The organism is Campylobacter sp. 2014D-0258 (assembly GCF_008000495.1).
Classification (GTDB): domain Bacteria; phylum Campylobacterota; class Campylobacteria; order Campylobacterales; family Campylobacteraceae; genus Campylobacter_D; species Campylobacter_D jejuni.
On the sequence record NZ_VOAR01000030.1, the window covers coordinates 59,113 to 83,981 of the forward strand.

Sequence of the window (24,869 nt, forward strand, 5' to 3'; positions counted from 1 at the left end):
ATACTTAAATAAAAAGGAAAAAAATGCTTATAAAATTTAAAAATCATAGTCCCAAACTAGGTCAAAATGTTTTTGTTGCAGAGGGCGCTAAAATCATAGGAGAAATAGAAATAGGAGATGAAAGTAGTATTTGGTTTAATTGTGTTTTAAGAGCCGATGTTAATTTTATAAAAATTGGCAAAAGAACCAATATTCAAGATCTTAGCACGGTACATGTTTGGCATAGGGAATTTGATAAAAAAGGAAAGTTAAAAGATGCTGGTTTTCCTACGATAATAGGAGATGATGTAACTATAGGACATAATTGCGTTATCCATGCTTGTGTGATAAAAAATCGTGTTTTAATCGGAATGAATGCTGTTATCATGGATAGTGCTTTGATAGAAGAAGATAGCATAGTGGGTGCTGGAAGCGTTGTAACAAAGGGTAAAAAATTTCCGCCACGCTCTTTGATACTTGGAAATCCTGCAAAATTTGTGCGTGAATTAAATAATGAAGAAATAAACTTTCTAAAACAATCCGCTTTAAATTATGTGGATTTTAAAAACGAGTTTTTAAAAGATCTTCAGTGATATTTTGAAGTTTAGGCGAGAGTTTTACTTCAAATTTCACAAAACGATCAAGATCTAAAAAACTCTCATCGAGTTTTGAAATTTGCTCTTTTGTATAATCTTGAATAGTATTTAAAGATGACTTTTTAAGAAGTCTTTTTTCTTTGTAGACTAATTCTAAAAGTTCTTTGCGTTCTAAATTTTCATCTTGATTTGGGTTTTCGTCAAAAACATAAAGCTCATCAAAAAGGATTTTTTGCGTGTTTTTATCATAAACCCTAAAAAGCTTTTTAAAATGAGGTAGGGTTGATTTTTCGTTATTTTCGCTGATTTTGATTTTAGGTTTTATGCCTTGATCTTCTAAGGCTGCGAGTTTATAAACGCAACTAAAAATAGGATCGCTTGAAGCAGTGATCAATCTTTCGCCTACACCAAAGATATCAATAGGTGCATTTTGTTCTTTGAGTTTTTTAATACTCCATTCATCAAGGGCGTTAGAAACTATGATTTTACATTTTTGAAGTCCTGCTTGATCAAGTTCTTGTCTGATTTTCAAACTCAACTTAAGTAAATTTCCAGAATCTATTCTGACACCGCCTTCTTGGATACCAAATTCTTTAAAAACTTTAATCGCATTTTTAAGTCCGCTATTTAGACAATCATAAGTATCGATCAAAAAAACAGGATTTTTTGGATAAATTTTCACATAAGCTTTAAAAGCTTCAAGTTCATTTTCAAACATTTGCACCCAAGAATGTGCCATAGTTCCATTGATAGGGATATTATAAATTTTTCCTGCTAAAGTACAAGCACTTCCTATGCAACCTCCTATAAAAGCTGCTCTTGCTCCTTTTAAGGCTGCTTCACTTCCTTGTGCTCTGCGTGAACCAAATTCTAAAATTTTACTGTCTTTAGCTGCACGCACGATACGATTGGTTTTGGTAGCAATAAGGCTTTGGTGGTTTAAACTTAAAAGTAAAAAAGTTTCTAAAAGCTGTGCTTCTATGGTTGTAGCTTTAACGCAAAGTAAAGGTTCGTTTGGAAAAATCACTTCTCCTTCGCGCATAGCATAAATTTCACCCTTAAATTTAAAGTTAGTTAAAAAATCTAAAAATTCTGTATCAAAAATACCTTGTTTTCTTAAAAATTCTATATCTTCTGCATCAAAACTCAAATTTTCAACAAAGTCTAAAATATCTTCAAGACCTGCAAAAATAGCAAAAGAACCTGAATCTGGAATTTTTCTAAAAAATATATCAAAATAACAAATTTGATTTTTTTTATTGTTTTTGAAATAGCCTTGAGACATTGTAAATTCATAAAAATCACAAAGTAAGGCTAAAGAAGTTTTAGAAGTCATCAAAGCTTATACTACCCTTAGAATAATTCGTTACTTTACTTTCAAAGAAATTGCTCTTTTGATCGTTAAATTTTGAAAAATCATCTACCCATTTAATAGGATGTTTTGCATTGTATAACTTATCTAAATTGATCGCACTTAATCTTTGATCTACAAGATAATGGATATATTCTTCTATGATATCATCAGTAAAGCCCATGATTTGATTTTGAGTGATGTATTTACCCCATTTGATCTCAAGATCTCCAGCTTTTTTAAACATATCATAAATTTTATTGATATTTTCATCATGGAACAAATCAGGTCTTTCTTTGCGTACTGAATTGATCATATTTTGAAATAATAAAAGATGTGTGATTTCATCTCTTTGGATAAAGCGGATCATTTGTGCTGAACCTAGCATTTTTCCTGCACGTGCAAGTGCGTAAATGGCAGTAAAACCACTATAAAAATATACTCCTTCTAAAATTTGATTTGCCACCATAGCCAAAAGAAGTTTATTATCATCTACATCGCCTGCTAATTCTTCATAAATGCTTGAAATAAAGTCATTTTTTTCACGCAAAGTTTCATCATGCTTTTCCATTTCATAAATCAAATCTGTATTATCGCAAATCGCTTCAACCATAACAGCGTAAGATTTTGAATGGTTTGCCTCTTCATAAGCTTGGCGTGCTAAAACCGCATTGATTTCAGGAGCTGTGATGTAAGGGTTGATATTGTCTGCTAAATTATTGGTTTGAAAACTATCCATAGAAATAAGCTGACTCCAAACCAAATCATACATTCTTTTTTCACCTACAGTTAAATTACAGCGATAATCAAGTGCATCTTTAGTTGTATCCACTTCTTTTGGAAACCAAGTATTTGCCTCCATTAAATCCCAAAGTTTTAAAGCCCAAGTATATTTTGCCTTAGTGAAATTTAAAATTCCATGTGGGTTACCATCAAAAACTTTACGATCTCCTAGGGTTTCGTTTGAGCTTGGATTGTAAATTCTTTTTCTTTGCATTTTTAACCTTTCTTTATGCTTTGGTAGCTATACAACTTTGAGTTAAAATATCGTGTAAATTTAAACGATCTTTTCTTACAAAACTGACAAATAAACCAAAGAGTAAGCCAAAACTTATAATAAATATCACATATCTTAGTAAAATTCTAAGAAAACTTAGTTTCTTTCCCGTTTTTATATCAATAAGATATAAATCATATGCTTTAAGACCTGGGCTTTGTGCCTTTTTTGTTAAAAAAATAGCTTGAATCAAGCCAAATAAAAAAGTACATAAAGTTGTGATAAAATGGTTGTTTAAAAAAGCTTCTTTAGAGCCTAATAGAAAATAAAATAAATACAAAATAGGAATATAAATAAGAAAAATATCTATAAGCAAAGCTCTAAATCTTAGCCATCTAGAGCTAATTTTTGCTTTAGTTTTCATTTAATTTCCACGACTTCCTGGTTTTATAGCTTTACTCCCTTTTTTACAAAGTGGACAATTTGTTTCATCATAAATTTCAAATTCAAAATTTCCTAGAGTAAAGAGTGGTAAATTTTCAGGTAATTTCGCATTATCTTTTCTTGGAGATTTTAAATTTTCTACTGCACAAAAACCACGATTTGCCAATGCTGCAAAACCTACAACAATACCACCTAAACTTTCAATGATTTTTGCACTCTCTAAAGCACTACCACCTGTAGTAATGATATCTTCACAAATTATAAATTTTTCACCCTTTTTTACTTCAAAACCGCGTCTTAAAGTCATTTCTTTATTTACTCTTTCAGTGAAGATAAAACGTTTACTACAAGCTCTTGCAAGCTCATAACCTGCTAAAATTCCACCTAAAGCAGGAGAACAAATGCTATCAAATTCTATCTTATAGCTTGCAATAATCTTTACAAGTTCATCACAAAGTTTTGCTGCTAATTTTGGATCCTCTAAAACTTTTGCACTTTGAAGATAAAACTGCGAATGTTTGCCTGAACTTAGTAAAAAATGCCCTTCTAAATAAGCACCACAATCTTTATAAATTTGCTCTAAATTCATCGTTAAACCTTTAAAAGTTCACTTTCTTTGTTTTTTACACTCTCATCAATTTTTGTTGTATAGGTGTCGGTAAGTTTTTGCACTTCATCATAAGCTTTTTTTGCTTCATCTTCGCTTATTGCCTTATCTTTTTCTAGTTTTTTAACTGCATCGTTGGCATCTTTGCGTATATTTCTTATAGAAACTTTTGCCTTTTCACCCATAGCTTTAGCTTGTTTTACATTTTCTTCTCTTTGCTCTCTAGTCATCGGAGGGAAAAATAATTTTACACTTTCGCCGTCATTGTTTGGATTTACACCGATATTTGCAGCTGCAATAGCGCTTTCTATGGTTTTTAGTAAAGGTTTTTCCCAAGGAGTAATACTAATAGTTGAAGCATCACTTGCTAAAACAGTTGCTACTTGATTTAAAGGAGTTTGAGTTCCATAATAATCCACTGTAATATGATCTAAAATATGGGTATTAACTTTTCCAGTTCTTAAAGTGGTGAAGTCTTTTTTTAAGGCTTCTAAAGATTTTTCACTTTGGGTTTTTTGTTTGTTAAAAATTTCATTTAGCATTATCATTTCCTTTAATTATTTACTTGAATTAACATCGCTTGGAAGTTGTGGTGCACTTGGAGCGATAGAATTTGTGTTTGGGGTAGCAGGCACAATAGGAGCACTTGGAATAGTAGTATTGTTGTTTTCTACTTTAATTTTCTCTGCTAGAGAGTCTTTGCTAGCTTTATTGTATAAATAACCAAGACCAATAGTATTTGCAATAAGTAAAATTCCCATAACAAAGGTAAATTTTGCCAAAAATCCAGCTGGTCCTTTGGCGCCAAATAAACTTTCATTGCTTCCACTATAAGCTCCAAGTCCTATACTTGAACTTTTTTGAAGTAAAACTGCTATACAAATAACTACAACGATGATAAATTGTAAAATGATTAAAAGAGTGATCATTGAAAATTCCTAAAAGTTAATTTTTAAATGATTATTTTAGCTAAATAAAACTTGAAAAGTTTTGAAACTTGAAAAGTTTTTGTGAGAAAAATCCCACAAAAATTTATCTGCTATTGAAGCTTCTTAAGATATTAAGTAAAGATACGAAAAGATTAACAAAATCAAGATAAAGTGCTACTGCACCTTCGATTGGAGTTTCATAATTTCCGCGGATAATATTCTGCGTATCATAAAGAATGTAAAATGAAAATAATATTGCAGCTACTGCTGAAATAGCTAGATTAACTATACTGCTTTGGAAGAAAAGGTTTAGTAAAGATGCTGCTACAATAACGATCAATACTATAAATAAAGCTTTGCCCATAACAGTAAAATCTTTTTTTGTATTCATAGCAAATACGCTAAGTCCTGCAAAAGCAACCGTTGTTAAAGCAAAAGCTTGAGCGATGATAATTCCTCCAGCTGGTAGAGCTAAAACTGAAATAAGCAAAGGTGTAAGAGTTAAACCTGAGCAGAAAGTAAAACCAAAAAGTAAAACAAGATTTAATGGAGCCTCTCTTTTTTTCCATTGCAAAGCAAATAAAAGTCCGATTTCAACAGCAAAAAGGATCCAAAAAGTTACTTGTGATTGTATAAAAAATGATGCTAAAGCAAAAATTCCTACATACGCACCTACTGTTGCAGCTAATAATGAAGCAGCAAAAAGTTGATAAGTTTGTTTAATAAAAATACTTAATTCGCTTGAGCGTGTATTTTCAAATTCTTTTGATCTTGAGTAGTCTCTATCATAAAGACTCATAAAATTCTCCTTGCAAAATTGTTAGATTTTTTAAAATCTTGAGTGAAATCTAACATATTAGACTAAATAAAAAGTTAATTTATATAATATCTATATGATTAAATGAAATCTTTGCTGAAATTTTGTTATAATTTCAAGATTTTAGTTTCAGGTTGGTTTTATGGAAAATCTTATTAGTGGTGCGATTAAGTTTATGCAAGAAGACTTTAAGGAGCATGAAGAACTTTTTGAAAGTCTAAAAAATAAGCAAAATCCCCATACTCTTTTTATAGGTTGTTCTGATTCTAGAGTAATTCCAAATTTGATCACCAATACGGGTCCAGGTGAGCTTTTTGTAATACGAAATATTGCAAATATAGTTCCACCTTATCGCATTGGGGAAGATTACTTAGCGACAACTTCAGCAATAGAGTATGCTTTAAATTCATTGCATATTAAAAATATCGTCGTTTGTGGCCATAGTAATTGTGGAGGTTGCAATGCTCTTTATTATTCTGATGAAGAGTTAAATAAAATTCCTAATGTGAAAAAATGGCTTACTATGTTAGATCCGATAAAAAAAGATGTAATGATTTTTGCAAGAGACGATTTGGCTATGCGTTCATGGCTTACAGAAAAATTAAATTTGGTAAATTCTTTGCAAAATATACTTACTTATCCAGGCGTGCAAGAAGCTTTAGATGAAGGAAAAATAGAAGTACATGCTTGGTATTATATTATAGAGACAGGTGAAATTTATGAGTATGATTTTAAAGCAAAAATTTTTACTTTAATACAGGATAGGAAAGTTCAATGAAGAAAATTATTTTTAGTTTATGTTTTTTTATTTTATACCTTGGAGCACAAGAATTTAAATTTATTGATGCGAATATTAGTAAAGAAGATGAAGGAATTTATGCTTTAGTTGAAAAATATGTTGATCTTAACAATCAAATTAAAGAATTTAAGAAAAACAATGATGAAAATTCAAGCACTTTTAATGGTATTTTAAGTGAATTTGAAAAAGACAAAAAGACTATTTTAGCAAAAATACCCGATATGATAGTAGGACAAAAGATTAATGAAGAGGCAGTGGCTAGATTTTTAAAAGCAAAAGAAAAATTACTAGATGTTCAAAAAAAGAATATTAATAAGCCTTACATTTATACAGATGCCACTCTTAATCTAGTTTATTTTAATATTGTGGAAAGTTTTTATTCTTCTTTGTTTGAAGTGGAAAAACTTTTTAAAAATACAGCAAGCAGTGAAGATTTGATTGCTACTGTTGATAAGGCAATGGAAAATTTACAAAATTCTTCTAATGTTAATTTAGATAGTTTTAAAAGCAAAATTACAAATCCAGAAGAATTAGAAAAAATTACCCTAAAAGAAAGATATATCAGTAATGCTGTAGATTCTTATTCTGAAATTCTTAAGTATTTACGCTCAAATGCAGATTTGCTTGAAAGTAATTATATTTTTTCATTACTCGAGCTTCAAGTTTGGATAGATCGTATAAATGAGGCAATTGGGGTAAGTTTTGTTAATATCGGAAAAATAGTAATTTCTGCTTTGGTTTTAGTATTTTTTACATCTTTAAGACGTTTTTTTGCAAATATAGTATATTTTTTCCTTGTTCAGTTTTTTTATAGAAATAAAAATGATGTAGATGATATTAAAGTCATTTTTATTGAGAATATTAAAAAACCCATAGGCTTCTTGTTGATTGTCTATGCTATTTCTCTTTGTCTTACTATAGCAACTTATCCTGCACCTTTGAGTGTAAATTTAAGTAATTTTTTTCATATAGTTTATGCAGTTTTAATTGCATGGCTTATTTTAAGAATGCTTGATGGTTATGGCGTGGTATTGGTTTCTAAACTTGCTCAAAAAAGTGGAAAAAAAGAAGTTGTCAATTTAATTATTAAAATTTTATATTTTGTCATTATTATTATAGCTTTATTATATATTCTTGCTCAACTTGGTTTTAATATTTCGGCTATTATTGCATCTTTGGGAATTGGTGGTTTAGCTGTTGCTTTAGCGGCGAAAGATATCATTGCAAATTTCTTTGCTTCTATACTCTTACTTTTTGATAATAGCTTTAATCAAGGAGATTGGGTAGAGGTTTCAGGCATAGAAGGAACAGTGGTTGAAACAGGACTTAGAAAAACTACTATTAGAACTTTTGATAATTGTCTTGTATTTTTACCAAATTCAACTATTATGGGAGCTAATATCAAAAATTGGAGTAAAAGACGCATGGGTCGCCATGTTAGAATGTATTTGGGTGTTGGTTATGATGCTACTCCTGAAAAACTAGAACAATGCGTAAAAGATCTAAGAGAATTTTTGCATACAAGTGATTTAGTAGCTCACGATGAGGATAGCGCATTAAAATATGGTGATCATACAACAAAATATCGTCAAAATCTTGTATCTATTAATGATTTAGAAGGCTATAAAAATGCTTGTTATGTGGCTTTAAGTGAATTTGCAGATAGTAGTATTAATATAGAGCTTTATTTTTATACCAAAGAAATAGGCGGAAAAGATTTTAGAGAAGCTAGACAAAGTTTAATGCTTGAGTTTATGCGTATAATTGAAAAAAATGGTTTAACTTTTGCTTTCCCAAGTCGTAGTATTTATATAGAAAATTTACCACCCCTTGATTTGCAAGCAAAAGCTATAAAATAGCAAGGTTTTATCTTGCTATTTTATTAAACCGGCATAACGCGTATATTTGGACTTAATTCTTCTTGTAAAATTGTTTCAATAGCATAAAGTGTTGCGCCACTTCCACTAGAACAACCGCTACAAGCACCAAGATAACGAATATAAACATCAATTGCTGCACCTTCAGCCTTTTGTATATCAATCACTTCCAAATCTCCACCATCATTATGAAGCATAGGGCGAATTTCAGCATCTAAAACACTTTCAACTGCTTTTAATTGTCCCACTACGGTCATTTCATCAAAAGCCACATCGCTTTTCATTGTATTTTTGAGTTTTTCTCTATCTATTTCAGCTCTAGTTTCAGCTAAAATATCTACAAGGTAATAATCTCTTTTTTCATGTCCGCCTGGTTTGATACAGGATTTACAAAAAGCACCCGCTTTAGTGTATTGTGTGATTTCTTCTACGCTATGCAAATCATTAAGTTTAATCACTTCTTTAATAGTTCCAAGACTTACTCTAGCACATTCACAAACTATAATTTGATCTTCAAAATCTTCAGGACTTATGCCTTTATAATGTGCTGCTGCTTGTTTGATTACATCATAAGCCATAACCGAACAGTGCATTTTTTGAGGTGGAACAGCTGGAGTTTCTGGATTATCACGCATAGCAAATTCCACATCTAAATTTGTGATTTTTACTGCTTCATCTACAGTTTTTCCTATACAAAGATCCACCATAGTATCACTACTTGCTATAGCTGTACCACAACCAAAACTTTTAAATTTTGCATCGATAATTTTATCAGTTTTTTCATCTACAAGCCAAAAAAGTCTTACCGCATCGCCGCAACTTTCTGCGCCAAAATCAGCTACGATTAATTTTGCATTGCGTGCTTTAGCATCTTCTTCACTAAATTCTCCCATATGTTGAGGATTATTCATTCTATCTTGAACTTTTTGTGAATACTCATCCCAAATGGATCCACCAATTAAACTATTTTTTCCCATTTTTCATCCTTATTTGTAATTATTTGGATTATAAGCATAAGTACAAGAAATTGCTCTTAATCTCTGTGTTGCATTTTTAATTTGTTTTGCTGCATAATCAATTTCTTCTTCAGTGTTAAAACGTGACAAAGAAAGCCTTAAAGCTGTATGCGCTAAATCATGCTCCGCACCGATAGCTTCCATAATAGGATTGCTTTCTAAAGCTTCACTTGCACAGGCTGAGCCCGTACTTGCAGCTATACCATTTTTATTTAAATCCCAAAGCATTGCTTCGCCTTCAACTCCTTTAATACTTGCTAAGATTGTATTAGGCACACGGTGTTCCCTTTTTCCAACCACTGTTGTATCAGGCAGGGCTAAAATTTGATCTTCTAGTTTATCTCTTAAACGGCGTATATGAGAATCTTCAAAATCAAGCATAGTATTTGCAATACGCAAAGCCTCGCCCATAGCCACTATATAAGGTACATTTAAAGTTCCGCTTCTACGACCACCCATGTGTTCTCCACCGTGTAAAAGTGGAGTAAGCTTAAGTCCTTTTTTTATAAAAAGTCCACCCACACCCTTTGGTCCATGAAATTTATGTGCCGAAAATGAAGCAAAATCAACTCCTACTTGAGTTAAATTAACCTTTATTTTACCTACTGCTTGAGTAGCATCTGTATGAAAAAGAGCACCAAATTCATGCGCAAGTTCTGCCATCGCTTTAATATCAAAAATCATACCTGTTTCATTATTTGCCCACATAACACTTACAAGTGCTGTTTTATCGCTAATCACTTTACGCAAATCTTCTACAGTAGAAACTCCTTCTTCATTTACAGGAAGTTCTATGACTTTTACTCCAAGACTTTTTAAAAAATAAGCAGCAGCAGTAACAGCAGGGTGTTCTACACTAGAAATAATCACTTCATTGCGTTCTTTATCTAAAATGTAATCAAAATACACACCCTTAAGCACCCAGTTAATGCTTTCTGTCGCACAGGAGGTTATAACTATGTCATCTAAGTCATTTGCTCCAAGTCCTGCATAAAGTTTATCCAAAGCTTCTCTTAAGGCAGGATGTGTTGCGCTTCCATATTGATGAAGGCTATTTGGATTTCCATATATATCCTTTAAAAAAGGTAGCATCAACTCATAAGCATTAGGATCAAGCATTGTCGTTGCGTTGTTATCTAAATATACTTTCACTTTAAAATCCTTAATTTATCCTTAATTTTAATTAGGATATTTTTTATCTTTATTTGAAAACGGATAATAACAAAAATTTATAAAAATTAGGTTAAAAATTATAACAAAAATAAAATGCTAAAGTAAAATTTTAAAGTGAAATATTTTGTGAATTTTATATAGCAAAAATGAGAAATACTATTTCTTAAATTTTTCTTCGTAATACTTTACTATTTTTGAATCTTCTTTGGCTGTATGTTTAAAGATAAAATCTTGAACAACGAGATTTAATTTTTCGGTCATTATATTTACAAATTTAGCTTCACTGATGATAATTTCTTCAATTTCTAAGATAATTTTTCTGTGAATTCTTGTATGATGGTTGATATAAGGATATTCTATTTTTCTCATAAAGGTTTCTTCATCTGAAAAATGTCTATTGATCATTATCAACAACTCTCTTAAGACAATTTTTAATTCTTTTGTTCCAACATGACATTGGTTCATTAAAGAGAGTTTTTTAGAAATTTCAAAAAGTTCTTTATGTTGATGATCTAAAAGATCATTATTCATTGAAATAATTTTTTCATTATAAATCATGGTTTTGAGTACTTTTATATTTATATTTTTCGAGAGCGGATTATAATGCTATAATACTTAAAATTTTATTAATTAATTATATAAAAATTATTATTATTAAAGTATTTATAATTTATATATTTTTTAAAAAATTATTTTAAACCATCACAGACATATAAGAGTTTAAAATTTTATTTATATTTGCTTGTTTTTGACGACGATCTAAAAAATTTTCTATAGAGCTAGAACGTAGTTGATTTGCTTCTTCTAATCTTTGCGTATCTTGACTTTGGTTTTGATATTGTTTTTTAAGAGCATCAAAATCATTGCGATTTTGATCGATATAAATTTGAAATATTGAACTTGAATTTGCAAATTCTCTTAAATCCATATCTTTTTGGTAGTTAATATATTGTTGAAAAAATACAGATAGTTTATCTTGAGTACTTGTTTTTTTATCTACGCCATTCACATAAAGATAAAGATCAAAACTCATCTTTTTTTCATTTTCTTTTTTGATGTAATCTTCTATATCTGTTTCGCCCTTGAGAATTTTTTGTAAATTTTGATGAGAGCTTAGTTCTAAAGTGGCAGGTTTCATAAAAAAGTTAAATTCTTTTTCGTTTTGAGTTTTTATATCATGGTAGATAAAATTCATTAAAAGACCAGATTTTGATACTTCTGCATTTTTAGTTAAATAAGGTTTTAAAATTTCATTAGAAGAAGTGTTTTCTATGGCTTTATCAAAGTGAAAATTAGTTATTTTATTATCTAACATTAAAGTATTTAAATTTGTGATATTACTTAATGCCAAATCAATTTCTTCTTGATTGTTGTAAATTCTTGAAATTTGGCCTAAAAATTCTCCATTATCTGTTGAAAAACCTGATGATAGTTTTGAAATAAGATCGCGACTTAAATAAGCATTATCATCTTGTAAAAATTCTGAATTTATAGATTTTAATGAACTATGATAGCTATTTAAAAGATAAGGTAGATCAATTTTATTGTAGTTTAAATTTTCATCTTGTTTTGCGAGTTCTTTCGCTATGCTTCTAACGCTTTTAATGTTGATATCATAAGATTCTGGTATATTTGCAATTTTATTTAAATCTTTATCAAAAAAACCTTCTTCATTGATTCTAAATCCAAATTCACTAGCATAAGTGATATTATTAAAAATATAACTTAATTGTTCTAAGCTATTTTCATTTCCTTTTTGATCTAAGGCTTTGCTATCTTTAATCAAATTTAGAGCAGAGCTATTCTGCAAAGGATTAGATAAGGTTAAATTTTGATATGGATTTGCCGAATTTATAGTCATTTTAAATCTTTCCAAAATATTGCTGATTTTTTTATAAGCAAAATGTGTGCCAAGTTTTTTAAAAATTAAATTCAGTCAAAAATTAGAAAAAATTTGATAGTATTTATCTTTTCTTTTAAAGTTTGAAAATAAAAATTTATCTAAATAAAGGAAAGCGTATGCCAAAGATGAAAAGCGTTAAAAGCGCAGTTAAACGCTTCAAAGTAGGTAAAAATAAAATCAAAAGAGGCTCAGCTTTTAGAAGTCATATTTTGACTAAAAAACCTGCAAAAAGAATGCGTGATCTTCGCACAGCTAAATATGTGCATAGCACAAATGTAAAAGCTGTTGAAAAAATGCTAGGAATTTAAGTTTTTGACTAAAAGTCATTCAAACTCCCCTCTGAGATAAAATTTCAAGGGCAAGCTCCAAATTTGGACGCCACTTTATGAAAGGAAATAAAAATGGCAAGAGTAAAAACAGGTGTTGTTAGACGCCGCAGACATAAAAAAGTTTTAAAATTAGCGCGTGGTTTTTATAGTGGACGACGCAAACATTTTAGAAAAGCAAAAGAACAATTAGAAAGAAGTCTAGTCTATGCTTATCGTGATAGACGCCGTAAAAAAAGAGACTTCCGCCGTCTTTGGATTGTGCGTATCAATGCTGCTTGCAGACTCAATGATTTAAGTTATTCAAGATTTATCAATGGTCTTAAAAAAGCAGGTATTGAACTTGATAGAAAAATTCTAGCAGATTTAGCTATGAATGATGCTGCTGCTTTTGCAAAAATTGCAGAGGCCGCAAAAAAAGCACTTTAATTTTTAGTGTAAGAATTTCAAGATTTTTGATTCTTGAAATTCTTAATTTTTTAGTATTAATTTAATTTAACTAGAACATCTTCATAACATTTGAGTTGATTTAAGATTATTTTATTAATCTCATTTGTCATTTCTAGTTTTTGACCTTTTATATTAAGATAATAGTATTTAAAATCACTGTATTTTTGTATGAAAGTTTTTAAATATCTAAGTTTGAAATCATTAAAATTTTCAACTTCATAAAAAAATATTGCCACTAAACTTTTTGCAATTCCCGCTCCATAAATTTCTCCAAAACTAGAAAAACCAACTATAGGAAAATCATTAAAATGGATTTGATTTAAATGTTCTTTGTTGTGAAGTCTTCTTAAGATACAATCGTTAAAAATTGCTCCTAGTGGTTTTGGTTCATTAAGAGAAAATTTTTCATAATCTTTTTTATAGCTTCAATAAAATTTGTTTTTTTAAGCCAAGCTTAATTCCTGAGCGCTTTCTATATCACAATAACTAAATAATGTTTTATTTGAGTTGATTTCCATAGGGGAAATAAGACAGTCTTCTCCAATTTTTAAAGCAAAAGTATATTCTTGCATTTTATTTTTAAGTTCTTCAAAAGTGCAGTTAAAATAATTACATAAAGCTTCAACCGGAAAGGTTTTTTATTAATCAATTCGCGTACGGTTTTATCATATAAGCTTACATCAAGTATGGTAAAGGTGATATTGCTTTGAGGATTAAAATTTTGAGACTTCATTAAATTAAAACGGTATTTAGGTTTAAATTGAACATGTATGCTTAAAGCTTGATTTTTTAATATTTCTCCATTATAAAATATAAATGCTCCGCTAAAGTCCATGTTTCCGCTAGACCCACCCCCTACTAAAGCACAAGGATAGGGGTTGTGTTTGTACAAAAGTTCTAAAAGAGAACTTTCGCTTTGACTTAAACCATCATAAATTAAATAATACAAAGTATTTATGCAGTGTGCTTCAAAAGGTATATTTATAAATAAAACTTCTTTTTCTATCAGTTTTTTTCTTTCTGTATAATCTTTTATATCACTAAAAAGCTTGATTTTATTTGTGCAAAGATTTTCTATCATATCTTCACTAAAAAGTATCAAGCTTATTCCTTGGATATTTTGTTTATAAGGACTGTTTTCAATGTTTGAGTTAGAATCAAGGTTGCATAATAAATCAGTAGCACTGCTTAAGATGATATCACATTGCTCATTTATAGAATTTTGAATCTTATTTCCTATGATCGCTAGATTAAGTTGATTGACACAAAGCCTATAATTAATTTTGGCTTGATGTTTATTTTTTTTAATTTTTCTTCAAGTTCATTTTATTGAAGATATAGAGCTTCTAAAACTTTTTTACTTCTTCTTTTTTTGTTGAGCTTTTATTTTTAAAATTAAAAAAACATCAATTTTACTCCATTAAAACTATTTTTTAATTACTAGTTAACTAAATCAAGACACCATAAATTCGACATTTATTTGTAATTTTTATTATACCTTAAGTCATAAAAAATGCAATAAGTAAATTAAAATTTAGATATAATTGCAAATTATAATAATATTAATTAAGGATAAATTAAATATGATTGGAGATATGAATGAGCTTTTATTAAAAAGCGTTGAAGTATTGCCACCTTTACCCGATACTGTAAGTAAGTTAAGAAAATATGTGAGCGAGGCTAATTCAAATATAGAAACCATGAAAGTTGCTGAAATCATTTCAAGTGATCCGTTGATGACGGCTAAGCTTTTGCAATTAGCAAATTCTCCTTATTATGGTTTTACAAGGGAAATTACAACCATAAATCAAGTGATTACTTTATTAGGCGTTGGTAATATCATCAATATAGTTATGGCTGACTCCATTAGAGATAATTTTAAAATAGACGTTTCACCTTATGGTTTAAATACTCAAAATTTTTTAAAAACGTGCAATGAAGAGGCAACTTTTATCGCAAATTGGCTTAATGATGAAGATAAAAAACTTTCTCATCTTTTAGTTCCTTGTGCAATGCTTTTAAGGCTTGGTATTGTTATTTTTTCAAATTTTCTTATACAAAATCATAAGGATAAGGATTTTTTAGCTTTTTTAAATAAAAATGAAAATCTTGCTTTAGCGGAGAATGAATTTTTAGGCGTAGATCATATTTCTTTCTTGGGATTTTTGTTACATCGTTGGAATTTTGATGATGTTTTGATTGAAAGTATATGTTTTGTTCGCACTCCTCATGCTGCTCGCGAAAAAGTGAAAAAATCCGCTTATGCTTTAGCAATAACAGATCATCTTTTTGCTCCGCATGATGGTTCTTCTCCATTTAACGCAAAAGCTGCAGTTGCTTTACTTAAAGAGGCAAAAACTCAAGGAATTAATTTTGATTTAAACAATCTTTTATCTAAGCTTCCTAACAAAGCTAAGGAAAATTTAAACAAAGAAGATTAAAGAGCCTTTTTAAGGCTCTAAATTGTAGTGATGAAAAGTTTAATCTTACCTCCTAATGAATTTTTAGATCACTATATTTTAAACGCTGAATTTCATCGTTTTGCTGGAATTTCAAAAAATGCTTATAAATTTTGGAAAAATGCAGAAATAGGTAGATATCAAGGAACAAGAATTATATTTTTGCATAGAAATTGCATTTTAGAAAAACATCAGCAAGCTTTAAGGCAATGTAGTGGTTTAAATGGTTTTGTATTGGCAAGTGCTTTTTGTTCTTTTACTGGATTAGCTCCCTCTCATTTAGTGGAAAAAAATAATTCTTCTATTTATAAACTTTTAGAGCTTAAGGAAATTTGTGGGATTAAATTTGTTAATTTAAAAAAATTTTATGATTTTTTAGGGCTAAATTATCATCAGCATATTTATATAGAAAAATGCCATTTTTTTAGCCCAGCTCCTTTTGAAAAGCGTATTAAAATCACTGAGAGTATGTGCGTTGGGTATTATTAAGATAAGAAAAAATAAATGCACATAGCAAAGCTATAATAGCCAAAAAGAAAACATAAAGTCCCAAAGAAAAACGCCAAAAATTACTTAAATTATTTAAGGCAAAACTATGCAAGAAAAAAGCAAGTTGCGGAGTTAAACCTCCAGCTATAGCATAAGCAATATTATATGAAAAAGAAAGTCCTGAAAATTTAATTTTTGCATCAAATACTTCACTCATTATTAAAGGGCAAAAATTCATCACTCCGCTAAAAAAACATACAAGTAAATATAAGCAAGCTACTAGGTTAAAATCAGCATTTTGTCTATATAAAGTATTAAAATAAAGCAAGCTTGCAATTCCAAAAAAAACACTAAAAAATACACAAGATTTAATAACGCCTATTTTATCCGCTAAAATTCCACTTATAATACACCCTAGGCAAATAAGCAAAATTCCACCTATTTGAAGATAGGTTTGTATAGAAGTATTAATTTGAAGTATTTTTGCCATATAACTAGGCATAAGCAAAATCATTACAACAATACAACCTGTCAAAACCCAAGTAATCATCATAGAAAGAACAATTCCCATTTTAGCTTTTTTAAACACTTCTTTTAAAGGAAATTTTTCTAAAGCCTTGTCTTTTTTCATTTGTTCAAAAACAGGAGTTTCTCTTAAAAATTTTCTCAAATAAGCAGAAATAATCCCAAAAATTCCACCTAAAAAGAATGGAATTCTCCAAGCCCATTCATGAAGTTCTTCTTGGGTATAAATTTTATTCATAATTAAAAAAACCAAACTACCTAATAAAATTCCACCTACAACCGAAGCGGTTAAAATTCCCAAATAAGTTCTTTTTTGACCTTGTGGTGCGTGTTCGTATACAAAAACCCAAGCTCCAGGGAGTTCCCCGCCTATAGCTATACCTTGACAAATGCGTATAAAAACTAAAAGCACAATACAAAGAAAACCTATACTTTCATAATTTGGAATAAAAGCTAGAGTAAAAGTTGGAATAACCATTAACAAAATACTAATCATAAACATTCTTTTGCGTCCAAATTTATCTCCAAAATGTGCCAGTATCACACCCCCTAAAGGACGTGCTAAATATCCAGCTGCAAATATTCCATAAGTATTAAACATTTGCCAAAAACTACTTAAATCTTTTGGAAAAAAGTTTGTTGAAATATAATTTGCAAAAAATACAAAAATAATAAAATCATAAAATTCTAAAGTTCCACCTAATGATGAAAGTCCTAAAACTTTTATATCTTTTTGGTTAAGGGTTTTGCTCATTCTTAATCCATCTCATAAAAATCATCATCATTGTTATCATCATCGTATTCATAATCATCATCATCGTAATTATAATTTTTATGGTGATTTTGTGGATATTCTTCATCTTCGTTTTCATAATCATCGTAATTTAAATCTTCTTCATCTTCATAAGCCATTGTTTTCTCCTTAAATAAAAATACAAAGCTTATTTTATCTTAAATTTGTTTGGTTTTGCTATAATTTTTATAATTTTTTAAAAGGTGAATTTATGAAATTAAGTCATTTAGATGAAAAAAATCATCCTAAAATGGTAGATGTAAGCGATAAAAATATTACTTTAAGAATAGCCACAGCTAGTGGTATAATATATATGAGTCAAGAAGCTTTTGATGTAATTAAAAACAATACCGCAAAAAAAGGTCCTGTTCTTCAAACAGCTATTGTTGCGGCTATAATGGGGGTTAAAAAAACAAGTGAAATTATTCCTATGTGCCATCCTTTGATGCTTTCTAAAGTTGAAACTAATATTGTGGAATTTGTTAAAGAATGTGCATTTAAGCTTATTGTAACAGTTAAGTGTGAAGGTAAAACAGGTGTTGAAATGGAAGCTTTAAGTGGAGTTAGTATAGGACTTTTAACTATATATGATATGATCAAGGCTATAGATAAATCAATGAGAATTACGGATATAGTGCTTGAAAGCAAAGAAGGAGGTAAAAGTGGTAAATTTGTGCGATCTTAAAAAAGAACCTCAGATCAATTATCCTACTTTTTGGGATTATAAGGTGATTTTTGAGGTGCATGTTAAGGCAAGTGAAATTTTTGAAGAAATTTTAGGTCAAAGAGAATATAAATTTAAACATTCGAATTCAAGTGCGAGTGGAAAATATCAAAGTTATTTGTTAAATGTTTATGTTGATAGCAAAAAAGATCGTTTGGATATATTTGATAAATTAAAAGCTAAAGCAAAATTTGTACTTTAAGAAAGAAGGAAAAATGAAAAATACTTTAATTATTTTTGAAAATTCTTTATCAAATCTCGGTAAAGATGAAGCAAGTGATTTACTTGAAGACTTGAGTTTTAATCTTGCGTATAAGCAAATTTCACATAATCCTCATGAAACAAAAAAAGTTTTAAATTCTCTTTTGGTTGAATTTTTAACTATTTTGAAAAAACTTGATTTTTTTGATGATGAAAATGTTACAAAGGTTATCAAAGCTTTGGTTAAGGCGAGTATTGTAGATGCTCAAAATTCACTTTATGAGTATATTAGCGAAGCTGAATTATTAAACAAACAGATTGAAAATCAAAAGAATTTGATTAAAAATCAAATCAGCGATAATTTTTTTGAATTCGAGAATATTTTACAAGAATGTTCTTTTTGTGATGAATTTAGTGGTGGTTTAAATGATGCTATTTTATTTGATATAGAAATGCTTGGAATTTTAAAAGAAACCGCTGAAAGTGCTTTTTTAACTACATTAGAAAAGGCTGAAGATATAGAACTTACAAGTAGTGAAATAGCTAAAAATCTCGTATATAATGCCATTTGTGAAGCTCATTTTGAAAAAGAAAGAATTTTAAAAATTTCAAGTATTATTTTAAATACCGCTTTTGAAATAGCTAATGAATCTATGGCTTATGCAAAAGATCTTTGTTTAGGCGTGATTAAAGGCACAAGGGATGGTATTGTTTTGGCAATGGAAAAATTTAAAGCTTCATTAACTTATGCAAATTTTGAAGAAGATGTTAGTTTAAAAAGCAAAGAACTAATAGGTATAGAAGATGATTTTATTGCTCTTTTAAAAAAAGAGATTCAATTACAAAATGATCCTTGTAAGAGTATAGTTGAGAATTTGCTAGAACATGAACTTGATAATCTTTTTGCTAAATTTAGACGTCTTGCAGGTGAAAGCAGAGAGCAACTAATATTAGTTTTAAATGATATTAAGAAAAATCCAAAGATTAATGATTTTAACAAACTTACTCAAAGAAAATTAAATCGTTTTAAACAAGAAATTTTTGAATTAGAAAAAATTGCTAGTGAAAAATACAAAGATTTAAATTCCAAAAAAGCTAAAAAGCTCGGTGTAAGACTTTGGGAAAAAGCAAAAAAATTCGTTAAAAAATAATATCCCATTTTTGGGATATTAAATATCTATTTCTATACCTACAGGTGCGTGATCAGAGCCAAAAATATCATCTCTTATGAAAGCGTTTTTAAGTTTATCTTTTAAACCCTTTGAAATGAAAAAATAATCAATCCTCCAGCCTACATTTCTTTCTCTTGCTTTCATTCTATAGCTCCACCACGAGTATTTTTCTTTGATTTCGCCATTAATTTCTCTAAAAGTATCTATAAAACCAAGCTTTAGCAAATCATCAATCCAAGCTCTTTCTATAGGTAAAAAACCTGAAGTGTTGGCATTGGCTTTTGGATGAGTAAGATCGATTTCTTTATGAGCGGTATTGACATCACCGCAAATGATAATTTCAAATCCATCCTTTAAAAGCTTATCCAAATACACTAAAAAATCTGCATAAAATTGCATCTTAAAATTTAAACGCTCTTCATCTTTTTGACCATTTGGAAAATAGATATTAAAAAGTGCAATATTTTTAAAGCGGTGTTCTAAAACCCTACCTTCTTCATCATCAAAAAATTCGCATTTTTTTACTTCGCTATTAAAATTACAAAGACTCATTACCCCAGAATACCCCGCTCTTTTAGCAGAATTAAAATACATGTGTTTAAAAGGATATTCATAAATTTTTTTAGGAAATTTATCTTCATGTGCTTTGATTTCTTGAAAACCTATAAAATCAATTTGTTCTTGTGCTATCCAATCAAGTGCATTTTTATCACAAATAGCTCTTAAGCCATTGACATTCCATGAAAGTAGTTTCATTATTTTCCTTAAAATTTTCATTAAAAGTGTAAATCATAACATAAAAAGATTTAAAACTACAATCCATTTAAAAAAATTCAATAAAATTAAAAGCTTAAATTTGAAGGTGGGATTTATATGCTTAGATTAACTTGGTTTCAGTTTACTTTTTTTAATTCTTTGATGATTGTATTGTTGAATTTTAATTTATTTTATTTTGTGTATGAAAAAAATACACAAAACTGGCTTATAACTTTTGTTTTTATTGTGGCCTATTTTGCACTTGTTCACGTGATTTGCTCTTTGCTTTTTATAAAGTTTTTTACTAAATTTTTTTCTATATTATTTATAATATCATCTTTTTTAAGTGTTTACTTTATTAGTTTTTATGGGGTGCTTATAGATTCTGATATGATGCAAAATGTTGTTCAAACAGACATTAAAGAAGTAAAAGATTTGTTAAATTTAAAATTGATCTTATTTGTTGTTTTGGCTTTATTATTGGTTTTTTGTGTTGTTAAAGTAAAAATTGATTATTATGGTAGTTTTAAATCCCATATAAAAATTAAAATTATCAATATAATATCAGGTTTGATTGTTGTTTGTGCAGTTTTAATCCCTTTAAGTAAAACTTTCTTGCCTTTTTTTAGAAACTATAATGAAATAAGAATGTATAATACTCCTTTTTATCAAATTTATGCCGTATATCGCTATTATGTTCGTTTTGTAAAAGCTAAGCCAGAATTTAAAACTATAGCTAATGATGCTTATAGAGAAAACAATCACACTAAAAAACTTTTGGTTTTGGTGGTGGGTGAAACCGCTAGAGCGGCAAATTACTCTTTGGGTGGATATACTAAAAATGATACCAATTTTTATACCAAAAAAGATAATGTAGTCTTTTTTGATAATTTTTCATCATGTGGAACAGCAACAGCGGTAAGTTTGCCTTGTATGTTTTCTATTTCTAAGCGTGAAAATTATTCAAGTTCAGAGTTTCAAGAAAATGCGATGGATGTGCTTTATAAAACAGGTGTAGATGCTGTATGGTTTGATAATAATTCTGGTGGTTGTAAAGGGGTTTGTGATAGATTAGCTTATAAGCAAAAGCTTTCTAGTGATTTGGATGAAAATTTACTCGCTCCTTTTAAAGAAAAATTAAATCATTTAAGTGATCAAAATATAATAGTTCTTCATTTGCAAGGTTCTCATGGGCCAACTTATTATAAACGCTATCCAAGCGAATTTAAAAAATTTACTCCAACTTGTGATACTAATGAACTTTCAAAATGTGATAGCGAGGCTTTAATCAACACTTATGATAATACTTTGCTTTATACAGACTATCTTTTAAGTGAGATTATAAAACTATTAAAAGAGCAAAAAAGCTATGAAAGTTCTTTGTTTTATCTTTCAGATCATGGTGAAAGTTTGGGTGAAAATGGTATTTATCTTCATGGTATGCCTTATGCTATAGCACCAAGTTATCAAACTCATATTCCTGCTATTTTTTGGAGCAATGATAAAAATTTAATGAATTTAGCTAAAGAGTATAAAGGTTTAAAACTTTCTCAAGATAATCTTTTTAGTACTCTTTTAGGATATTTTGATGTAAAAACAAGTGTTTATGAACCAGAATATGATTTATTAAATCCTAAACTTAAGGCAAATCCATGAAGCCTAAATATCATTTTTTAAATAACGCAAGATATGCTTTAGAAGGGCTTTTTGCTTTATTTAAAAATGAAATGGCGTTTAGAATTGAACTTTGCATTATTATCCCCGCGATAGTTTTTAGTTTTTTCTTAAAAATTAGTTTTTTGGAGCATTTGTTATTGATAAGTGTCTTAATACTTATCTTAATTGTAGAAGCTTTAAATTCGGCTATTGAAGCTTGTGTTGATTTGATTACAAACGAATGGCATGAAAAGGCAAAAATCGCTAAAGATTGTGCGAGTGCGGCAGTGTTTTTTAGTGTGCTTTTAGCTCTTTTTGTTTGGGGCTTTATTTTATATAATATTTACTTATGAAATTTGAAAATTTAATACGAGAAATTTTAGGAAAAAAGCGTTTTGAATTGTTAAAATTTTTATGTGAAAATGCCGATGAAAATGGTTTTATTATGATTAAAATCAGTGATCTTGAAGAAAAATTACATCAAAGTAAACCTACCATCATCGCTACTTTTAAGTTTTTAGAAGAAAAAAAACTTTTTAAGCGTCTTAAAAATGGATTTTATCAGCTAAATATAGGAGATAAAAATGAAACTTAAAAATCCTTTAGATATGCATTTGCATTTAAGAGATAACCAAATGTTAGAACTTATTGCACCTTTGAGTGCAAGAGATTTTTGTGCAGCTGTGATTATGCCAAATTTAATCCCTCCGCTTTGCAATTTAGAAGATCTAAAAGCTTATAAAATGCGTATCCTTAAGGCTTGTAAAGATGAAAATTTCACTCCTTTAATGACACTTTTTTTTAAAAATTATGATGAGAAATTTCTTTACAGTGCTAAAGATGAAATTTTTGGCATTAAGCTTTATCCAGCAGGAATTACAACAAATTCAAATGGTGGAGTTTCAAGTTTTGATATAGAGTATTTAAAACCTACTTTAGAGGCTATGAGTGATTTAAATATTCCTTTGCTAGTGCATGGTGAAACCAATGATTTTGTAATGGACAGGGAAAGTAATTTTGCTAAAATTTATGAAAAATTAGCCAAACATTTTCCACGACTTAAGATTGTTATGGAGCATATTACCACTAAAACTTTATGTGAACTTTTAAAAGATTATGAAAATTTATACGCGACAATCACTTTACATCATTTAATCATCACTTTAGATGATGTTATCGGAGGTAAAATGAATCCTCATCTTTTTTGTAAGCCTATAGCCAAGCGTTACGAAGATAAAGAAGCCCTTTGCGAACTTGCTTTTAGTGGTTATGAAAAAGTTATGTTTGGAAGTGATAGTGCGCCTCATCCAAAAGATACTAAAGAGTGTTGCGGTTGTGCCGCAGGTGTATTTAGTGCCCCAGTGATTTTACCTGTTTTAGCTGAATTATTTAAGCAAAATAGCTCAGAAGAAAATTTGCAAAAATTTTTAAGCGATAATACTTGTAAAATTTATGATTTAAAATTTAAAGAAGATAAAATTTTAACTTTAGAAGAAAAAGAATGGCAAGTACCAAATGTTTATGAAGATAAATACAATCAAGTCGTGCCTTATATGGCTGGAGAAATTTTAAAATTTCAATTAAAACATTGATTTCCCACCTTAAAGATGGAAAATTTAAGCTTTATTTACAAGAGCATCTCTGATATCTATAACAAGATAGATTACAAAAAAACTTAAAAATAAAGCAATAAAACTGACTATCAGCGATAATAAACCAGCTAAAAATCCAATGCTAAACATCATAAAAAGAGAATAAAGCAAAGCTACAACAAAACTTATCGCTGCAATTGCATCAAGAATCAAGCGTCCAAATTTGATGATTAAATTTTTAACCACTAAAAACTCCTTTGAAATAATGAGTGAAATTGTAATAAATATCAGCTTAATATTTTTATAAGTTATTTATAATTAAAAGTTTTATTTTAGATTCTATAGTTTCAATAATATCATTTTCAACAAAAGAACTTACAGCTTCTTTAGAAGTTGTGATTTTGTTCATGCTTAAATGCCATAGAGCATTTTCTATAGCCTCTTCTTTTGTTCTTTGGACTTTGCGTGTTTCATCAAAAACAATCTTATGAAAAAATATATTTTTTTCTAGTAAATAATTTTCTAAATCTTTTTTATAAAAACCTTTAAATTCAGTATTAAAATATTTAAAAATCGGATCTAAAAAATCACTTTTTCTATAATCAGCCCAACCAAGATAAATTTTTATTTTGGCTAGATTTAAGAAATTTGTATAATCTTTTTCATTTTGTAAAGCAGGAGACATACTTAAAAATGCAAGATCAAATTTAACATTAGGATTGTTTTGCATCCAAGTTTCAAAGCTCAAATTTTCGCATTTTATATTGTTAAGATTTAGTTTTTTAGCATCTTCTTGTAAAATTTCAAGCATAGTATTTGCACTATCTAGGGCTAAAATTTCTTTAGCTTCTTTAGCTAAGTGTAAAGTCCAAACCCCAGTTCCACATCCTATATCTATAATGCTTTTATTTTGAAAAGAAATATTTAAATTTTGTAAATATTCAAAAGTTTGCTTTTGTATGGTGTTTAAAGTGTTTTGATATCTTGCGTAAGTTTTGGCCTTTTTATCCCATAAATTCATATATTTTCCTTGATAAAATATATAAAATCATAGCATAAATTTTTAAAATTCAAGCCCTTTTTTTGGGCTCGAATGACTAATTAAAACCTTTTCTTCTTAACATCTTCTAAGATATTATTAGCTATATCACTTACTGTACTAGAAATAATAGCTGATTCATTAGCAATTTCAACATTATCTTTAGTAGTTTGATCAATTTGAGCTACGCTATCATTGA

Annotated in this window: 31 protein-coding genes and 2 pseudogenes; 14 read left to right on the forward strand and 19 right to left on the reverse strand. The window is 29.0% G+C overall.

Annotation, left to right across the window (positions count from 1 at the left end):
- Positions 1–23 precede the first annotated feature (23 nt).
- The gene (locus SR62_RS08935; protein WP_002874478.1) at positions 24–572 is read left to right on the forward strand and encodes a gamma carbonic anhydrase family protein; all 549 of its coding nucleotides are present in this window, start codon (positions 24–26) and stop codon (positions 570–572) included.
- Here the strand turns inward: SR62_RS08935 and SR62_RS08940 are convergent.
- The 7 genes from SR62_RS08940 to SR62_RS08970 all read right to left on the reverse strand — a co-directional run bounded on the left by SR62_RS08940 (position 541) and on the right by SR62_RS08970 (position 5,702).
- Positions 541–1,914: a nicotinate phosphoribosyltransferase gene (locus tag SR62_RS08940; protein ID WP_074484198.1), complete on the reverse strand. Its 1,374-nt coding sequence runs from the start codon at positions 1,912–1,914 to the stop codon at positions 541–543. The two genes, SR62_RS08935 and SR62_RS08940, sit on opposite strands and share 32 nt — an antisense overlap.
- On the reverse strand, positions 1,901–2,923 hold the full coding sequence (locus tag SR62_RS08945; RefSeq protein WP_002892686.1) for a ribonucleotide-diphosphate reductase subunit beta: 1,023 nt from the start codon (positions 2,921–2,923) through the stop codon (positions 1,901–1,903). Before SR62_RS08945 ends, SR62_RS08940 begins: the two co-directional genes overlap by 14 nt.
- Before the next feature lie 13 nt (positions 2,924–2,936).
- The gene (locus SR62_RS08950) at positions 2,937–3,347 is read right to left on the reverse strand and encodes an RDD family protein (RefSeq protein ID WP_002892687.1); all 411 of its coding nucleotides are present in this window, start codon (positions 3,345–3,347) and stop codon (positions 2,937–2,939) included.
- On the reverse strand, positions 3,348–3,956 hold the full coding sequence (gene pyrE / locus SR62_RS08955) for an orotate phosphoribosyltransferase (RefSeq protein ID WP_002892688.1): 609 nt from the start codon (positions 3,954–3,956) through the stop codon (positions 3,348–3,350).
- Positions 3,957–3,958: 2 nt separating this feature from the next.
- Complete coding sequence (gene frr / locus SR62_RS08960) at positions 3,959–4,522, reverse strand: ribosome recycling factor (protein ID WP_021137781.1); 564 nt, start codon at positions 4,520–4,522, stop codon at positions 3,959–3,961.
- A 9-nt stretch (positions 4,523–4,531) separates the two neighbouring features.
- The gene (gene secG / locus SR62_RS08965) at positions 4,532–4,903 is read right to left on the reverse strand and encodes a preprotein translocase subunit SecG (RefSeq protein ID WP_002854650.1); all 372 of its coding nucleotides are present in this window, start codon (positions 4,901–4,903) and stop codon (positions 4,532–4,534) included.
- Positions 4,904–5,006: 103 nt separating this feature from the next.
- On the reverse strand, positions 5,007–5,702 hold the full coding sequence (locus SR62_RS08970) for a Bax inhibitor-1/YccA family protein (protein ID WP_002851668.1): 696 nt from the start codon (positions 5,700–5,702) through the stop codon (positions 5,007–5,009).
- Positions 5,703–5,862: 160 nt separating this feature from the next.
- Between SR62_RS08970 and SR62_RS08975 the strand changes: the two genes are divergently transcribed.
- Positions 5,863–6,498, forward strand: a complete 636-nt coding sequence (locus SR62_RS08975; RefSeq protein ID WP_002859401.1) for a carbonic anhydrase — start codon at positions 5,863–5,865, stop codon at positions 6,496–6,498.
- Positions 6,495–8,378, forward strand: coding sequence for a mechanosensitive ion channel family protein (locus SR62_RS08980; RefSeq protein WP_002892689.1), 1,884 nt, complete (start codon positions 6,495–6,497; stop codon positions 8,376–8,378). The genes SR62_RS08975 and SR62_RS08980 overlap by 4 nt, the downstream gene beginning before the upstream one ends.
- Before the next feature lie 23 nt (positions 8,379–8,401).
- Here the strand turns inward: SR62_RS08980 and SR62_RS08985 are convergent, their stop codons facing one another.
- The 4 genes from SR62_RS08985 to SR62_RS09000 form a co-directional block, all read right to left on the reverse strand.
- Positions 8,402–9,373, reverse strand: coding sequence for an iron-sulfur cluster assembly scaffold protein NifU (locus SR62_RS08985; protein ID WP_002840050.1), 972 nt, complete (start codon positions 9,371–9,373; stop codon positions 8,402–8,404).
- 9 nt (positions 9,374–9,382) lie between these two features.
- Positions 9,383–10,564 (reverse strand): NifS family cysteine desulfurase, encoded by a 1,182-nt coding sequence (locus SR62_RS08990; RefSeq protein WP_002869476.1) that lies wholly within the window; start codon positions 10,562–10,564, stop codon positions 9,383–9,385.
- A gap of 177 nt (positions 10,565–10,741) precedes the next feature.
- Positions 10,742–11,143: a hemerythrin domain-containing protein gene (locus tag SR62_RS08995; protein WP_002892690.1), complete on the reverse strand. Its 402-nt coding sequence runs from the start codon at positions 11,141–11,143 to the stop codon at positions 10,742–10,744.
- Positions 11,144–11,279: 136 nt separating this feature from the next.
- Complete coding sequence (locus SR62_RS09000) at positions 11,280–12,446, reverse strand: hypothetical protein (RefSeq protein WP_002860616.1); 1,167 nt, start codon at positions 12,444–12,446, stop codon at positions 11,280–11,282.
- Between the two features lie 158 nt (positions 12,447–12,604).
- Between SR62_RS09000 and rpmI the strand changes: the two genes are divergently transcribed.
- Together rpmI and rplT are read left to right on the forward strand one after the other, a co-directional pair.
- Positions 12,605–12,796 (forward strand): 50S ribosomal protein L35, encoded by a 192-nt coding sequence (gene rpmI, locus SR62_RS09005; RefSeq protein ID WP_002777995.1) that lies wholly within the window; start codon positions 12,605–12,607, stop codon positions 12,794–12,796.
- A 93-nt stretch (positions 12,797–12,889) separates the two neighbouring features.
- Positions 12,890–13,243 (forward strand): 50S ribosomal protein L20, encoded by a 354-nt coding sequence (gene rplT / locus SR62_RS09010; RefSeq protein WP_002851731.1) that lies wholly within the window; start codon positions 12,890–12,892, stop codon positions 13,241–13,243.
- A 56-nt stretch (positions 13,244–13,299) separates the two neighbouring features.
- On the opposite strand, the gene SR62_RS09225 is transcribed toward rplT, so the two are convergent.
- Complete coding sequence (locus SR62_RS09225) at positions 13,300–13,500, reverse strand: hypothetical protein (RefSeq protein WP_002892691.1); 201 nt, start codon at positions 13,498–13,500, stop codon at positions 13,300–13,302.
- A 311-nt stretch (positions 13,501–13,811) separates the two neighbouring features.
- Complete coding sequence (locus SR62_RS09230; protein WP_002851848.1) at positions 13,812–14,366, reverse strand: FIST N-terminal domain-containing protein; 555 nt, start codon at positions 14,364–14,366, stop codon at positions 13,812–13,814.
- Between the two features lie 481 nt (positions 14,367–14,847).
- Between SR62_RS09230 and cheP the strand changes: the two genes are divergently transcribed.
- On the forward strand, positions 14,848–15,705 hold the full coding sequence (gene cheP / locus SR62_RS09020) for a cheVAW transcriptional regulator CheP (protein ID WP_002851703.1): 858 nt from the start codon (positions 14,848–14,850) through the stop codon (positions 15,703–15,705).
- Positions 15,706–15,732: 27 nt separating this feature from the next.
- On the forward strand, positions 15,733–16,212 hold the full coding sequence (gene cheQ / locus SR62_RS09025) for a cheVAW transcriptional regulator CheQ (protein ID WP_002851877.1): 480 nt from the start codon (positions 15,733–15,735) through the stop codon (positions 16,210–16,212).
- Here cheQ and SR62_RS09030 read toward each other — a convergent pair.
- Entirely contained in the window at positions 16,181–17,491 is a 1,311-nt protein-coding gene (locus tag SR62_RS09030) for an MFS transporter (RefSeq protein ID WP_002851616.1), read from the reverse strand. The two genes, cheQ and SR62_RS09030, sit on opposite strands and share 32 nt — an antisense overlap.
- A 2-nt stretch (positions 17,492–17,493) precedes the next feature.
- On the reverse strand, positions 17,494–17,649 hold the full coding sequence (locus SR62_RS09035) for a highly acidic protein (RefSeq protein ID WP_002851965.1): 156 nt from the start codon (positions 17,647–17,649) through the stop codon (positions 17,494–17,496).
- A 92-nt stretch (positions 17,650–17,741) separates the two neighbouring features.
- Here SR62_RS09035 and moaC point away from each other — a divergent pair, with 92 nt between their 5' ends.
- The 3 genes from moaC to SR62_RS09050 are packed head-to-tail and all read left to right on the forward strand — an operon-like array spanning position 17,742 to position 19,606.
- Positions 17,742–18,215: a cyclic pyranopterin monophosphate synthase MoaC gene (moaC, locus tag SR62_RS09040; RefSeq protein ID WP_002851725.1), complete on the forward strand. Its 474-nt coding sequence runs from the start codon at positions 17,742–17,744 to the stop codon at positions 18,213–18,215.
- Positions 18,193–18,456 carry a DUF493 family protein gene (locus SR62_RS09045; protein WP_002852023.1) on the forward strand — a complete coding sequence of 88 codons (264 nt, stop codon included), beginning with the start codon at positions 18,193–18,195 and terminating at the stop codon, positions 18,454–18,456. Before moaC ends, SR62_RS09045 begins: the two co-directional genes overlap by 23 nt.
- Entirely contained in the window at positions 18,446–19,606 is a 1,161-nt protein-coding gene (locus SR62_RS09050) for a hypothetical protein (protein ID WP_010891847.1), read from the forward strand. The genes SR62_RS09045 and SR62_RS09050 overlap by 11 nt, the downstream gene beginning before the upstream one ends.
- Positions 19,607–19,624: 18 nt before the next feature.
- Here SR62_RS09050 and SR62_RS09055 read toward each other — a convergent pair whose 3' ends face one another.
- A complete protein-coding gene (locus SR62_RS09055) occupies positions 19,625–20,383 on the reverse strand; it encodes an exodeoxyribonuclease III (RefSeq protein WP_002851821.1) in 759 nt (252 codons plus the stop codon).
- A gap of 117 nt (positions 20,384–20,500) precedes the next feature.
- On the opposite strand from SR62_RS09055, the gene eptC reads away from it, so the two are divergent.
- The 4 genes from eptC to pyrC are packed head-to-tail and all read left to right on the forward strand — an operon-like array spanning position 20,501 to position 23,631.
- Positions 20,501–22,039 (forward strand): lipid A/FlgG phosphoethanolamine transferase EptC, encoded by a 1,539-nt coding sequence (gene eptC / locus SR62_RS09060; protein ID WP_085782125.1) that lies wholly within the window; start codon positions 20,501–20,503, stop codon positions 22,037–22,039.
- On the forward strand, positions 22,036–22,392 hold the full coding sequence (locus tag SR62_RS09065) for a diacylglycerol kinase (protein ID WP_002851707.1): 357 nt from the start codon (positions 22,036–22,038) through the stop codon (positions 22,390–22,392). Before eptC ends, SR62_RS09065 begins: the two co-directional genes overlap by 4 nt.
- Positions 22,389–22,634 carry a replication/maintenance protein RepL gene (locus tag SR62_RS09070; protein WP_002851854.1) on the forward strand — a complete coding sequence of 82 codons (246 nt, stop codon included), beginning with the start codon at positions 22,389–22,391 and terminating at the stop codon, positions 22,632–22,634. The genes SR62_RS09065 and SR62_RS09070 overlap by 4 nt, the downstream gene beginning before the upstream one ends.
- Positions 22,624–23,631, forward strand: a complete 1,008-nt coding sequence (pyrC, locus tag SR62_RS09075) for a dihydroorotase (protein ID WP_002852008.1) — start codon at positions 22,624–22,626, stop codon at positions 23,629–23,631. The genes SR62_RS09070 and pyrC overlap by 11 nt, the downstream gene beginning before the upstream one ends.
- 31 nt (positions 23,632–23,662) lie before the next feature.
- Here pyrC and SR62_RS09080 read toward each other — a convergent pair.
- The 3 genes and pseudogenes from SR62_RS09080 to SR62_RS09090 form a co-directional block, all read right to left on the reverse strand.
- A pseudogene (locus tag SR62_RS09080) lies at positions 23,663–23,877 on the reverse strand (hypothetical protein).
- 55 nt (positions 23,878–23,932) lie between these two features.
- Complete coding sequence (locus tag SR62_RS09085) at positions 23,933–24,652, reverse strand: class I SAM-dependent methyltransferase (protein WP_002857630.1); 720 nt, start codon at positions 24,650–24,652, stop codon at positions 23,933–23,935.
- Positions 24,653–24,732: 80 nt separating this feature from the next.
- Positions 24,733–24,869 (reverse strand): annotated as a pseudogene (locus SR62_RS09090) (methyl-accepting chemotaxis protein); the annotation flags it as partial.

Bases quoted from the DNA above. Each gene is read 5' to 3' on its own strand.
- rpmI (WP_002777995.1), top strand. From the start codon at position 12,605: ATGCCAAAGATGAAAAGCGTTAAAAGCGCAGTTAAACGCTTCAAAGTA.
- SR62_RS09000 (WP_002860616.1), bottom strand. From the start codon at position 12,446: ATGACTATAAATTCGGCAAATCCATATCAAAATTTAACCTTATCTAAT.
- SR62_RS08945 (WP_002892686.1), bottom strand. From the start codon at position 2,923: ATGCAAAGAAAAAGAATTTACAATCCAAGCTCAAACGAAACCCTAGGA.
- moaC (WP_002851725.1), top strand. From the start codon at position 17,742: ATGAAATTAAGTCATTTAGATGAAAAAAATCATCCTAAAATGGTAGAT.
- SR62_RS09085 (WP_002857630.1), bottom strand. From the start codon at position 24,652: ATGAATTTATGGGATAAAAAGGCCAAAACTTACGCAAGATATCAAAAC.
- pyrC (WP_002852008.1), top strand. From the start codon at position 22,624: ATGAAACTTAAAAATCCTTTAGATATGCATTTGCATTTAAGAGATAAC.
- SR62_RS09030 (WP_002851616.1), bottom strand. From the start codon at position 17,491: ATGAGCAAAACCCTTAACCAAAAAGATATAAAAGTTTTAGGACTTTCA.
- SR62_RS08985 (WP_002840050.1), bottom strand. From the start codon at position 9,373: ATGGGAAAAAATAGTTTAATTGGTGGATCCATTTGGGATGAGTATTCA.
- SR62_RS09065 (WP_002851707.1), top strand. From the start codon at position 22,036: ATGAAGCCTAAATATCATTTTTTAAATAACGCAAGATATGCTTTAGAA.
- SR62_RS09035 (WP_002851965.1), bottom strand. From the start codon at position 17,649: ATGGCTTATGAAGATGAAGAAGATTTAAATTACGATGATTATGAAAAC.
- rplT (WP_002851731.1), top strand. From the start codon at position 12,890: ATGGCAAGAGTAAAAACAGGTGTTGTTAGACGCCGCAGACATAAAAAA.
- secG (WP_002854650.1), bottom strand. From the start codon at position 4,903: ATGATCACTCTTTTAATCATTTTACAATTTATCATCGTTGTAGTTATT.
- SR62_RS08950 (WP_002892687.1), bottom strand. From the start codon at position 3,347: ATGAAAACTAAAGCAAAAATTAGCTCTAGATGGCTAAGATTTAGAGCT.
- eptC (WP_085782125.1), top strand. From the start codon at position 20,501: ATGCTTAGATTAACTTGGTTTCAGTTTACTTTTTTTAATTCTTTGATG.
- SR62_RS08975 (WP_002859401.1), top strand. From the start codon at position 5,863: ATGGAAAATCTTATTAGTGGTGCGATTAAGTTTATGCAAGAAGACTTT.
- SR62_RS08935 (WP_002874478.1), top strand. From the start codon at position 24: ATGCTTATAAAATTTAAAAATCATAGTCCCAAACTAGGTCAAAATGTT.
- SR62_RS08995 (WP_002892690.1), bottom strand. From the start codon at position 11,143: ATGATTTATAATGAAAAAATTATTTCAATGAATAATGATCTTTTAGAT.
- SR62_RS08970 (WP_002851668.1), bottom strand. From the start codon at position 5,702: ATGAGTCTTTATGATAGAGACTACTCAAGATCAAAAGAATTTGAAAAT.
- frr (WP_021137781.1), bottom strand. From the start codon at position 4,522: ATGATAATGCTAAATGAAATTTTTAACAAACAAAAAACCCAAAGTGAA.
- cheP (WP_002851703.1), top strand. From the start codon at position 14,848: ATGATTGGAGATATGAATGAGCTTTTATTAAAAAGCGTTGAAGTATTG.
- SR62_RS09070 (WP_002851854.1), top strand. From the start codon at position 22,389: ATGAAATTTGAAAATTTAATACGAGAAATTTTAGGAAAAAAGCGTTTT.
- pyrE (WP_002892688.1), bottom strand. From the start codon at position 3,956: ATGAATTTAGAGCAAATTTATAAAGATTGTGGTGCTTATTTAGAAGGG.
- SR62_RS08980 (WP_002892689.1), top strand. From the start codon at position 6,495: ATGAAGAAAATTATTTTTAGTTTATGTTTTTTTATTTTATACCTTGGA.
- SR62_RS09055 (WP_002851821.1), bottom strand. From the start codon at position 20,383: ATGAAACTACTTTCATGGAATGTCAATGGCTTAAGAGCTATTTGTGAT.